This is a genomic window from Hymenobacter puniceus (assembly GCF_014333525.1).
Lineage (GTDB): Bacteria > Bacteroidota > Bacteroidia > Cytophagales > Hymenobacteraceae > Hymenobacter.
This window is the reverse complement of record NZ_JACSCX010000004.1, coordinates 127,356-138,680: the sequence shown is the minus strand read 5'-3', so window position 1 is coordinate 138,680 and position 11,325 is coordinate 127,356. Positions and strand designations below refer to the sequence as shown.

The window sequence follows — 11,325 nt, the reverse complement described above, 5'->3', positions numbered from 1 at the left end:
TTCCCTGAGTCAGCTACGTGAATTTGCGGCATTCTACGATGGTCGGGCATACGTTCAGCTAACTATATACCAACCCGTTTTTGCGCTAGAAAACCCCGGCCCGGTTTCCTATCTTTGTCTCCCTTCCAAAAACACTCCCGAACCCCATCCTTTATGAAGTTCATCGTCTCGTCTTCCGCCCTGCTCAAGCAGCTTCAGAGCATCAACGGCGTGGTCACGAACAACCCTGTGGTGCCGATTCTGGAGAACTTCCTCTTTGAAATCGAAGACGGTAAGCTGACGATTACGGCCTCCGATCTGGAAACGAGCATGATGACCGAGCTGCCCGTAGAAGCCCGCGAAAGTGGCCGCATCGCCGCGCCCGCCCGCATCCTGCTCGATACCCTGAAAAACCTGCCCGACCAGCCCGTGACATTCACGCTGGACGAGGAAACCTACAGCATCGAAATTGCCAGCTCCAACGGCCGCTACAAGCTGGCTGGCGAAAACGCCACCGACTTCCCCCGCGTGCCCGTGGTGAAAGGTTCTACGCCGGTGGAAATTCCGTCGTCGTCGCTGAGCCGCGCTATCAATAAAACCATCTTCGCCGTCAGCACCGACGAGCTGCGCCCAGCCATGACCGGCATTCTGGTACAGCTGGCCGACAATCAGGTAACCTTTGTAGCCACCGACGGCCACCGCCTGCTGCGCTACCGTCGTTCTGACGTAGGGGCCGGCCAGACCGCCAACCTCATCATTCCGCGCAAAGCCTTTAACCTGCTCAAAGGCGCGCTGCCCTCCGAGGCCACGCCGGTGCGGGTGGAGTTCAATAACTCCAACGCTTTCTTCAGCTTCAACCAGATGCGCCTCGTGTGCCGCCTGATTGATGAGCGCTACCCCGACTACGAAAACGTAATTCCGGTCAGCAACCCCAACAAGCTCATCATCAGCCGTCAGGAGCTGCTGAACTCGGTGAAGCGCATTAGCATCTACTCCAACAAAACCACCCACCAGGTGCGCCTGCGCCTGGCTGGCTCCGAGCTGACCGTATCGGCCGAGGACCTGGACTTCTCGAACGAAGCCAACGAAAAGCTGGCCTGCCAGTACGACGGCGAGGACATGGAAATCGGCTTCAACGCCAAGTTCCTGCAGGAAATGCTCAGCAACATCGACTCCGAGGAAATTACGCTGGAGCTGAGCACACCTAACCGCGCCGGCCTGCTTATGCCCACCCTCGCCGACGACAACGAAAGCATCCTGATGCTGGTGATGCCGGTGATGCTGAACAACTACGTTTAACCTTTTGCAATACTTCAGCACGTCATGCAGAGCGGAGCGAAGCATCTCGCCAGAAAAGTAACTCTACTACTCTGACGAGATGCTTCGCTCCGCTCTGCATGACGTTCTTTTTACCCTCTGAACCTCATGAAGAAATCCGAAATCCGCTTCAGCATTGCCCTCGACGACCAGAAAGTGCCGGAGGCCATCAGCTGGACGGCTACCGATGCCGGCCCCGATATTCACTTTGCCAAAGCCATCAACGTGGCCATCTGGGACCGGGACCAGGACGGCACCATGAAGATTGACCTCTGGACCAAGGACATGCCCATTGATGCCATGAAGTATTTCGTGGTCGATAACATCGGGGCTATGGCCGAAACCATCATGACGGCTACCAACGACGTGGTGATGGCTACCAAGATGCGCGACCTGTGCCGCGCCCTCACCGACCATATCGACGAGGAGAACACCAAACAGAAGTAGGCTTCGTCAGCCCACAAAAAAGCCCCGCTCGGCAGCTGCTGAGCGGGGCTTTTTTGTGGGCTATTCACTAGGCTGATGTGCCAGCCGAACCAACTAGCGGGTGGTGCTGGCCGGCTTGCGAGCCGGCGCAATCACGGCACCGCTGGAAGCCGGCGAGGGATTCTGTACCGAGTTGACAAACTCGGAATTTACATTACTAGTGCGTGAAGCGTAGTCCTTATCATACTTGTAATATGCCGAACGGGAGCCGTAATAGCTGCTATACTGGTCGTTGGAAAGCACAGCCTGCAATTCCCGGTCCCGCTCTTTGCATACGGCCCCGCATTGTTCATCAATGAGCTTGTTATTCCCGGCGTTGCGCTGCTCAATGGCAGCCATCTTCGCAATTTTATCTTCATTGATGGCACGCAGGCGAGTGGACTGGTAACCATTAAGGCGCAGTTCGCGGGCCATCTGGTCGGAGAGACGGGCGGCCCGCACCTGCACCGGCGTCAGGCGTGGCGACGACTGCGTTTTATCTTTAGGAGCCAGGGCAGGCTTTTGCTGGGCCTGCGCGCCAAGAGAGGCGACTAAAAGCAGGGCAGCGGTAGCAAGTTGGTTTCTCATTGTAGGACTGTCGTTGATCGTTCGAAAATCAGGAAAACCAGCGGAGCCGCAGGGAGGGTAGGCAGCCAGTCTTGGTTTTCTAACGAAAAACTGTGCCAAGGAGTTTATACCCAAAGCAAAAAGGCGTTCCGCCAGGCCAAAACTCGGACCGGGCAAAACGCCTTTTTCATGCGGTTTTAGCATCCTAGAACTTGTTTTTCCACATCATCGATTCCACCGGCTTTACCGTGCGCTCGTTGTATTTGGCGTTGGGCTTGCGGTTGTAAAACGTTTCTACGTCGCCCTGTACACTGAAGTAAATAAGCTGGCCTACCGGCATCAGGTGATACACGCGCACGGGCATCGACACGCTGATTTCCAGCGTCCAGGTGTTGCAGAAGCCAATGTCACCTTTGCCGGCGGTGGCATGGATGTCGATGCCGAGACGGCCGACGCTGCTCTTGCCCTCCAAGAACGGGACGTGCGCGTGGCTTTCGGTGTATTCCTCCGTTACACCCAGATAGAGCACGCCAGGCTGCAGCACGAAGCCTTCCTCCGGGATTTCGAATACGTCGATTTCATTGTGCTTGCGGGCATCCAGCACCTTGTCGCGGTAGGTGGCCAGGTAGCGGCCCAGGTGCACGTCGTAGGAGTTGGTGCCGAGGCAGCTCCGGTCGTACGGTTCGATGACGATGTTGCCGCTTTCGATTTCAGTTAAAATCTGCTGGTCAGTGAGGATCATGTACGGGTTGAATTAATAATTAGGAATTAATAATTAAGAATTAATGGTAATGAGTCAGCGTCAACAGACAAGGCGGAAAAGCTGCCCGTAGCGCTTAATTATTTCATTACTAACTCTCAATTACTAATTAAGCCTCCTCCTCGTCTTCGTACCGGTCTTTGGGCAAGGCGTTGGAACGGGAGCGGGGCTTGGAAGGGTGCTGGTCCAGTTCTTCGGCCAGGCCGTCGAGGCGGGCGCGCAGGTCGGGTAGCACGCTCGTGACGAGCAGCAGTAGCAGCAGCGTGGAGGTGGCGGCCAGCAGCAGCGTCAGGTAGTCCAGCCAGTCGTGGCGCACGGGCACGTCGAGGTTGCGCGGGCTGGTGCTGACGGCGGTGGTGACGGTAGTGAGGGGCGCTTCAGGCTGTGGCGACGGGTCTTCGGTGGCGGCCGACGTGGTGGCAGGTGCGTCTACATCGGCGGGCGGCACTGCGGCACCGTCGGCTGATAGTTCCTCTGCTACCGGGTCCTCAGATGCATTAAAACGGGCGGCTCCTTGGGCAATAACGCGCTGCAAGGCCCGGATCAGCGCTACTCGTTCGTCGCGCGGCAACACCCGGATGAAAAATTCGAAGTTCTTGTCAACCAGAATGCTGCCTAGCTGCTTTTCAAACTCGGCCAAGTCGGTGCGACCTTTGCCGAAGCGGCTTTTGTAGCGCTCCGACACACCGTTGTAGTTCTGAAACAGTGTTTGCAGGTCAGTGCGGCCGTTGAAGTCGGTGAAGTCGCGGCGGGCCTTGGCCGTGCGCATAGCCGCCGGAAACTTGCGCCGCGTAAACGACTTATCGTAGACGGTTTCCATGGTGCGGAAGTTGAGTTCGTCTACGGTGCGGTCGAACAGCTGCTTGTTGGCGGCGGCCGGCGTGCTGCTTTGGGCTTGCAGCGCGGCAGGCACGGCTAGCCACAGCAACAGGAAAAGTGGCAGCAACGGGCGAAATCGGAACATGGCAGCGCGAATGGTTGCCGCAAAGGTAACACGTTGCCCATACGCTTGCGCGGGTTTTTCTCAACGGCCCGCAGAAGACAAAACGCCTCCCGACGAGTAGTCAGGAGGCGTTTCAAACAAGGTTGAAGAAGATACAGCTAAACTAGCGCTCAACAATGCTACAAGCCGTGGGCTTCACGCATGGCCTCGCGGCAGGCGGTGAGGTAGTGGTCCACCAGCTCGTCGGTAATGGCGGTGCTCACGAACAGCGCCTCATACTGCGCTGGCGCCAGGTAGATGCCGCGGTGCAGCATGCCCTGGAAGTAGCGGCCGAAAGCTTCGGTATCAGAGGTTTTGGCGTCTTCGAGGTTGTGTACCGGCTTATCGGTGAAGAACACACTGAACATCGAGCCCACTTGGTTCACTGTGTAGTTCAAGCCTAGTTCAGCACAGATCTGGCGGGTGCCGTCGGCGAGGCGCGTGGTGATGCGGTTCAGCTCGTCGTAAAGCTCTGGATGCTGCTGCAGATAGGTGAGCTGGGCAATGCCGGCAGCCGTGGCAATGGGGTTGCCGGACAGCGTGCCAGCTTGGTACACCTTGCCGGCCGGGGCCACCTGGTCCATGATGTCTTGGCGGCCACCGTAGGCGCCTACGGGCATGCCGCCCCCAATGATTTTGCCGAGCGTCGTCATGTCGGGCGTGATGCCGTAGAGCTCCTGCGCGCCGCCGCGGGCCAGCCGGAAGCCGGTCATTACTTCATCGAAGATAAGCACAATGCCGTGCGTGGTGCATAGGTCGCGCAAGCCCCGCAGATAGCCCTCGGCCGGCGCCACAAGGCCCATATTGCCCACCACCGGTTCCAGAATCAGGGCAGCAATCAGGCCTTCGTTGGCGGCAATGGCCTGCTCTACAGCGGCCAGGTCGTTGTAGGGTACCGTGAGAGTGTCCTGCGCGACGCCGGCCGTTACGCCGGGCGAGTCGGGCGTGCCGAGGGTGAGGGCACCCGAGCCGGCTGCAATCAGGAACGAGTCGCCGTGGCCATGGTAGCAGCCTTCAAACTTGAGGATTTTGGCGCGGCCCGTGTAACCGCGGGCCACCCGAATGGCCGACATTGTGGCCTCGGTGCCGGAGTTTACCAGCCGTACCTTCTCGATGCTGGGCACCATCTGCTTGATAAGCTCGGCCATTTCCACCTCGCGGCGGGTAGGGGCACCAAACGACAGCGAGTTGCCGATGGCACCTTGCACGGCTTCCAGTACAATCTGCGGCGCGTGGCCCAGAATCATTGGTCCCCAGGAGTTGATGAAGTCCAGGTAGCGGTTGCCGTCTACGTCGGTCAGCCACGCGCCTTGCGCCGACTGCATGAAGACAGGATGCCCGCCCACGGCCCGGAAGGCCCGCACCGGCGAGTTGACGCCGCCGGGAATGTGGTTTTTGGCGCGCGTAAACAGCGCATCGGAAGTGGAAAGGTTGAGAGCAGGAGTGAGGGTGGCTTGCGACATGAGAAGCGTGTGGCGCGAAGCTTCTGCCTCGCGCATTGATGAGTGATGATGAAGCGCCCTAGGCGGCGCGGGCGAAACACGAAACTGAAGCAGGACCTACGCCTTGCTTTGGTTCGCGCTACTGATAACCTACCGGATGCCCACTGGGTTCAGCACTTCCACTTCAAGGCGCTCCAGCTTGGTGATGGGCACATATTGGTTGTCGTGGGTGCCGCCGGGGTAGCCGATGCCCTGGAACACGGCGCCGGAAACCGGGCCGCTGGCCGCCAGATTCTGCTGGAAGGCCGGGCCATACTGGTGCAGCTGCGAGCCGAAGTAGTAGAGCAGCTCGAAGCCGGTGAAGGCAAACACGGAGGGCGGCAGCTTCTGGCGCTGCAGGTATAGCTGCCGGAAGCGGCGCACACCGGGATTGGTGCGGTCCAGAAACTTGGAATGCACGAAATACACGTCGCGGGCATCCAGCTGGTAAAGGCCTACACGGCTGTTATCGAGCCAGGAGGCGTAGGTGATGAGCGGTACGCGGGCTTCCTGCGATTTAAGTACGCCAAACGTGTACGGCCCCACTTTCTTGGCGTCGGAAGCCACTACCAGGTGCCCCACCGACTTCAGGTCCAGCCCCGCAAACCCGCTGCCAAGCGACTCGTCCACGTCGGAGTTAATGCGGCGTATTTGTAGCACGCGGCCGCCGAGGGCCTCGTACGCCTGCTTGTAGGCCAGGCCGAAAGCGGCTTCGTCTTTGGTGTCTTCGTAGAGCACCACGGCCGTGCGCGGGCCGCCGAGGCGGGTGTAGGCAAACTGCGCCGCCTGCCGGGCCTGGGTGGCGGTGCTGGGCTCGTAGAGGTAGTGCCAGGGGTTATCAAGCACCAAGTCGGCATCCTGGGAAAGTGGATTTACGCACAGAATCTGGTGCTGCTGGGCGTAGCGGGCCAGAATCTTGGAGCCCGACTTATACACCGGCCCGATGAGCATGTCCATACCGGCCAGCTCGGGCAGCGCTAGCACCTGCTTGAGCTGCAGCGTGTCGGCGCCGGTGTCGTAGGCAAACAGCTGCACCGGCCGGCCCTCGCGCTGCAGCGAGTCCTGGGCCAGGCGCAGGCCGGCATACAGGTCCGTTACGAACTGGTTTTTGCGGCGCGTTTCCCAGCTGGGGTCGTTGAACTCGAAGGGCAGCAGCACCCCGATATTGTAGGTGCTTTTGCGCTGGGCGCGGAGGCGGGGCGTGTAGCGGGTGCGGTCCAGGGCAAACTGCGCCACGAGCTGGTCGAGCTGGTCTTTGTCGGCGTCGGTGTACCAGCCGCCGTTGGCCAGCTTACCGGCGTAGGTTTTGCCCAGCGCCGCTTCCTGCGGATAGGTCTGTAGCAGTTTCTGAAAGGTGGCCTTGTCCTTAATGCGCGGCAGGTATACAGCCTTCATGTTCTCGCGCTCCGTGGTGAGGCGGTCGGCGGGCAGCTGGCTGAGCACGCGCAGGGCGTTGTCGAAGTCGCCCTGCTCGAACGACACCTGGCCCTGCAGGAAGAAAGCTTCCGGTATGTTCGGCCACTGCGGATACTCACTGCGCAGCAGATTCAGCATTTGCTCGGCCTCGGGCCACTTGGCTGCTTTGGTGGCCGCCACGGCGTAGAGGTAGGCTGCTTCGGGCGCCCGGCCAAACTTGTTGCCGGGGGCCGTGAGCGGCTCCAGCTCCTGCATAGCCAGGTCGTAGCGGGTTTGCCCGATGAGAGTTTTGCCGTTTTTGTAGCGCGTGTTGAAATCCGTGGAACCCAGGTTGGCGGGCAGCGGTGGGCCAACGGGCCGAGTTGGGGCCGGGGTGGCAGGTTTGGGCGCTGGTATTACCACCTTGGCAGCGGGCGTAGCGACTTTGGCCGGTGCAGTGGTGGTAGCAGCTGGCTTGGTGGCCGGCGTGGGGGACTTACCAGGTGTAGTTCCGGCTTTGGCGGGAGCGAGCTTAGCCGGGGTTTTGGCGGGCGGCGTACTGGGCCGCGTGGCAGGTGTAGTGGCCGGACGGGTAGGCTGCTGGGCCAGCGCCGGACCCATCAGGGCCAGACTGGCACTCAGGCAAGCCAACCGGAAAGCAAAAAAATACCGCATGGCAGAGAAGCCAGAAGTGAGAGGCGGGAGAGAGAAAAACAGGCAGGATAGAAACCTATGCGGCAAAGGTACGCAGGAACGCCCCGGAAGATATCAGACAACCTTGGACATGGCACGTAGGGCCGTCATCTGCCAATCAAAAGCGCGGCAACCGAAACACTCCTCTGTGGCGGGTGGTTGGTGCAGTGGCTGTGGCGCGGCCTAAGTCGTCTTTAATGTAAAGTTAAGCTCTATTTAATGCTGGTTTAAGTCCATGCCTTAGTGCCCGCCGTAATTTTGTGCCCGGTACGTATACTGCGGGTCTCTGCGCAGCAGGCTTACAGTTCTCTGCTTACCCACTTACTGGGCTGCGTCGTACAGTCCTGTTCCAATCTACTCTCACACTCTCTTTCCAGACCTCCTGCTATGGCAGACTCTTCCGCTCCTGCTCTCAGCCCCGGCCAGCGCCTCTGGCGCCTGCTGGCCTCCGAGCGGCGCGACATCACCTACCTGTATGTGTACGCGGCGCTGGCCGGCTTCATCAACCTTTCGCTGCCGCTGGGCGTGCAGTCCGTCATTGGCTTCGTGAGCAGCGGCGACGTCAGCACGTCGTTGGTGGTGCTCATCAGCTTTATTGTGCTGGGTACGCTACTGGTTGGCGGGTTGCAGGTAATGCAGGTATACCTGGTCGAGTTTATTCAGCAGCGCCTGTTTGCTCGTGTCAGCCTGGATTTTGCCGTGCGGCTGCCGCGGGTGCGCACCGAAAGCCTCGACGGCGAATACCTGCCCGAACTTATGAACCGCCTGTTGGATGCACCTACGCTGCAAAAAGGCCTGGCCACCATTCTGGTCGAGTTTTCAGCGGCGGCCCTGCAGATTCTGTTCGGCGTAATCCTACTGTCTTTCTACCATCCCATCTTTATTGTATTTGGGTTGTCGCTGATAGTGCTACTCGCCCTTATGCTGCGGATTACCGGCCCCAAAGGCTTGAGCAGCAGTCTGCAGGAATCGAAATACAAATACAAAGTAGTGGCCTGGCTGGAAGACGTGGCCCGCACCGTGCATACTTTCCGGCATCCGCCCCGGCAGGAGCTGGCGCTGGACCGTACCGATACGCTGGTAGAAAGCTACCTGCATGCTCGCCAAAGTCACTTTCGGGTGCTGCTCACGCAGTACTGGGGCTTCGTGATTTTCAAGACGCTGATTACTGCCGGGCTGCTTGTCATTGGCTGCTGGTTGTTGATTGACCGGCAGATAAATATCGGGCAGTTTGTGGCCGCAGAAATCGTAATTATCCTGACCATATCGGCCGTGGAAAAGGTGCTGCTGAAACTGGATGTAGTGTATGATGCCCTGACCTCCCTCGACAAAATCGGACACGTGCTGGACCTGCCCGTGGTAAACCAGCGCGCGGGTACCAACCTGCCGCTGCCCGCCATCAGTAATGGCCTGCGGGCCGAGTTGCGCCACTTGGGCTATCAGTACCCGCATGGCCAGAAAGCACCCCTGCACGATATTACGCTCACTATTGAGCCTGGCGAACACCTGGGGCTGGCTGGGTATGATGGCTCGGGCAAAACCACACTGCTGCGTATTCTGGCCGGCCTGCTAACAGACTATACGGGCGTGGTTGCCTACGATGGCCTGGCCCTGCAGGACCTTTCGCCGGAGTCGTTGGGGCAGCACGTTGGCGATAATATCTCGCACCAGCATCTGTTTGAGGGCACTATCCTCGACAACCTTACGCTGGGACAAGCCGGCATTGGGCCTGATGATGTAGCCCTGGCACTGGATCTGGTAGGCCTGCGCGACAATGTATATGCCCGCCCGCTGGGCCTCAATACCCCGTTGGGCCCCGGTACTCCTCTTGCCGACAGCACCCGCCAGAAACTGCTGCTGGCACGTGCTTTGGTGCGCCGCCCGCGGCTGCTGCTGCTCGACGATTTCCTGCCTGGCGTGGAGCCCGCAGAACGGCTACGCATTCTGAATCGGGTGCTGGCACCAAACCATAGCTGGACGATTGTGCTGGCATCCAACGATTTGCGTATTACAGGATTGTTCCCGCGGCTGGCCGTGTTGCGGGAAGGCCAGCTGGTCGCCAACGGCCCTTACGCAGTAGTAGCCGAACAGCCGGAAATGCAGGGGCTGCTGGCGTAGCAGCCAGAGTGTCGGCTTGCTGTCGGGCAACTGCTCATACCGTGAGCCGCATGGTGGTTTGCTACCTGGCGCAATTGATTGTATAACAACTAATAAACGACACAGTAGATGGCTTTTGCCGAAAATCCGCTTGCAGAAACTAACCCGCTGACGGGGCGCTTTCGCTCGTTTGCGCGGGTCCAGACGCCCCAGGCCGGCCGCACGCTGGCCCGCTGGGCGGCCGGCCTGGGGCTGCTGGTGCTGCTGGCTGGCTTCCTGCCCTGGACCCAGAACATTCGGTCTACTGGCAAGCTCACCACCCTGCGCCCTCAGGACCGGCCCCAGACGGTGCCCAGCACCATTGCCGGCCGTATTGAGCGCTGGCGCGTGCGCGAAGGCCAGCGCGTGCGCAAGGGCGACACGCTGGTAGATATTGCCGAAGTCAAAGAGAAATACTTCGATCCGCAGCTGGTGCAGCGCACAGGCGAGCAGCTCAACGCCAAAATTGGGGCGCTGGGGGAAAACCGCGCCAAAGACCAGGCCCTGCTTAGCCAGCAGGTGGCCTTGCGCCAGTCGTTGCGCGTCAGCCTCGACAAAGCCCGCAACAAGGTGGAGCAAAGCCGCCTGAAAGTAAATTCCGACCAGGCTGATTTGCGCGCCGCCCAAAACGACTTTACGATTGCCGAGCGCCAGCAAGAGCGCCAGGAAGCCCTCTACAAGCAAGGCCTTAAATCCTTGACTGAGTTGGAGCAGCGCCGCCTGAAGTTTCAGGAAAGCACGGCCAAGCTGCAGTCGGCCCAAAACAAGCTCGACGCCAGCCGCCAGGAGCTCACCAACTCGCAGCTGGAACTGGCCTCACTGGCCGCCGAATACCAGGACAAGCTGGCTAAGTCGGAGTCTGACCGCCGCTCCGTGACTGCCTACCAGTTCGACACGGAGGGCCAGATTGCCAAGATGCGTAACGAGCTGGCCAACCTGAGTATCCGCTCGGCCTACTACCAGATTACGGCCCCGCAGGATGGCTACGTGGTGCGCGCGCTCAAGGAAGGCCTCGGCGAAATCGTGAAGGAAGGCGAGCCAATCGTGACGGTAATGCCTATTGCCCCTGCGCTGTCGGCTGAGCTCTACGTGAAGCCCATGGACATTCCGCTGCTAAGCGTGGGCCGCAAGGTGCGGCTGCAGTTTGATGGCTGGCCGGCGCTGGTATTCAGCGGCTGGCCGGGCACCAGCTTCGGCACCTTCGGTGGCGTGGTCGCCGTCATCGACAACATTGACTCGCAAGGCCAGTACCGGGTGCTGGTCACGCCCGACCCAGCGCAGGAAGCGTGGCCCAAGCCGTTGCGGGTGGGCTCCGGCGTGTATGGCTGGGCCCTGCTCGACGACGTGCCGATCTGGTATGAGCTCTGGCGGCAAGTGAATGGCTTCCCGCCGAATTTTGTGGGTGCGCCGGCCAGCGGCAAAGAGGGCAAGACTGCCAAAAGCGGGGCTAAAGCCGAAGCTCCCAGCGAAGAAGAGGAAGCAAAATGAGCCAGTTTCTGAATCTTACCCCAGCCGTCGGAAATGGGCCGGGGCGGTGGGGCTGCTGGCTG

General features: G+C 59.9%; 9 protein-coding genes. 4 read left to right on the top strand and 5 right to left on the bottom strand.

Annotation, left to right across the window (positions count from 1 at the left end; all coding sequences use genetic code 11):
* Window positions 1–153 precede the first annotated feature (153 nt).
* Both dnaN and gldC read left to right on the top strand, forming a co-directional pair.
* Window positions 154–1,278: a DNA polymerase III subunit beta gene (gene dnaN / locus H8B14_RS12900; protein ID WP_044012853.1), complete on the top strand. Its 1,125-nt coding sequence runs from the start codon at window positions 154–156 to the stop codon at window positions 1,276–1,278.
* 126 nt (window positions 1,279–1,404) lie between these two features.
* Window positions 1,405–1,743 (top strand): gliding motility protein GldC, encoded by a 339-nt coding sequence (gldC, locus tag H8B14_RS12895; RefSeq protein WP_187316059.1) that lies wholly within the window; start codon window positions 1,405–1,407, stop codon window positions 1,741–1,743.
* A 93-nt stretch (window positions 1,744–1,836) separates the two neighbouring features.
* Here gldC and H8B14_RS12890 read toward each other — a convergent pair whose 3' ends face one another.
* The 5 genes from H8B14_RS12890 to H8B14_RS12870 form a co-directional block, all read right to left on the bottom strand.
* A complete protein-coding gene (locus tag H8B14_RS12890) occupies window positions 1,837–2,349 on the bottom strand; it encodes a hypothetical protein (RefSeq protein ID WP_187316058.1) in 513 nt (170 codons plus the stop codon).
* 184 nt (window positions 2,350–2,533) lie between these two features.
* Window positions 2,534–3,070: a dCTP deaminase gene (dcd, locus tag H8B14_RS12885; protein WP_187316057.1), complete on the bottom strand. Its 537-nt coding sequence runs from the start codon at window positions 3,068–3,070 to the stop codon at window positions 2,534–2,536.
* A 127-nt stretch (window positions 3,071–3,197) separates the two neighbouring features.
* Complete coding sequence (locus H8B14_RS12880) at window positions 3,198–4,052, bottom strand: hypothetical protein (protein ID WP_187316056.1); 855 nt, start codon at window positions 4,050–4,052, stop codon at window positions 3,198–3,200.
* A 158-nt stretch (window positions 4,053–4,210) separates the two neighbouring features.
* The gene (gene hemL, locus H8B14_RS12875) at window positions 4,211–5,533 is read right to left on the bottom strand and encodes a glutamate-1-semialdehyde 2,1-aminomutase (protein ID WP_187316055.1); all 1,323 of its coding nucleotides are present in this window, start codon (window positions 5,531–5,533) and stop codon (window positions 4,211–4,213) included.
* 129 nt (window positions 5,534–5,662) lie between these two features.
* On the bottom strand, window positions 5,663–7,621 hold the full coding sequence (locus tag H8B14_RS12870; protein WP_187316054.1) for an ABC transporter substrate-binding protein: 1,959 nt from the start codon (window positions 7,619–7,621) through the stop codon (window positions 5,663–5,665).
* A 405-nt stretch (window positions 7,622–8,026) separates the two neighbouring features.
* On the opposite strand from H8B14_RS12870, the gene H8B14_RS12865 reads away from it, so the two are divergent.
* Window positions 8,027–9,757 (top strand): peptidase domain-containing ABC transporter, encoded by a 1,731-nt coding sequence (locus H8B14_RS12865; protein WP_187316053.1) that lies wholly within the window; start codon window positions 8,027–8,029, stop codon window positions 9,755–9,757.
* A gap of 108 nt (window positions 9,758–9,865) precedes the next feature.
* A complete protein-coding gene (locus H8B14_RS12860) occupies window positions 9,866–11,263 on the top strand; it encodes an HlyD family secretion protein (RefSeq protein WP_187316052.1) in 1,398 nt (465 codons plus the stop codon).
* Window positions 11,264–11,325: the final 62 nt, after the last annotated feature.

Coding starts and splice junctions, on each gene's coding strand:
- H8B14_RS12870 (WP_187316054.1), bottom strand. CDS start 7,621: ATGCGGTATTTTTTTGCTTTCCGGTTGGCTTGCCTGAGTGCCAGTCTG.
- dnaN (WP_044012853.1), top strand. CDS start 154: ATGAAGTTCATCGTCTCGTCTTCCGCCCTGCTCAAGCAGCTTCAGAGC.
- hemL (WP_187316055.1), bottom strand. CDS start 5,533: ATGTCGCAAGCCACCCTCACTCCTGCTCTCAACCTTTCCACTTCCGAT.
- H8B14_RS12865 (WP_187316053.1), top strand. CDS start 8,027: ATGGCAGACTCTTCCGCTCCTGCTCTCAGCCCCGGCCAGCGCCTCTGG.
- gldC (WP_187316059.1), top strand. CDS start 1,405: ATGAAGAAATCCGAAATCCGCTTCAGCATTGCCCTCGACGACCAGAAA.
- H8B14_RS12890 (WP_187316058.1), bottom strand. CDS start 2,349: ATGAGAAACCAACTTGCTACCGCTGCCCTGCTTTTAGTCGCCTCTCTT.
- H8B14_RS12860 (WP_187316052.1), top strand. CDS start 9,866: ATGGCTTTTGCCGAAAATCCGCTTGCAGAAACTAACCCGCTGACGGGG.
- dcd (WP_187316057.1), bottom strand. CDS start 3,070: ATGATCCTCACTGACCAGCAGATTTTAACTGAAATCGAAAGCGGCAAC.
- H8B14_RS12880 (WP_187316056.1), bottom strand. CDS start 4,052: ATGTTCCGATTTCGCCCGTTGCTGCCACTTTTCCTGTTGCTGTGGCTA.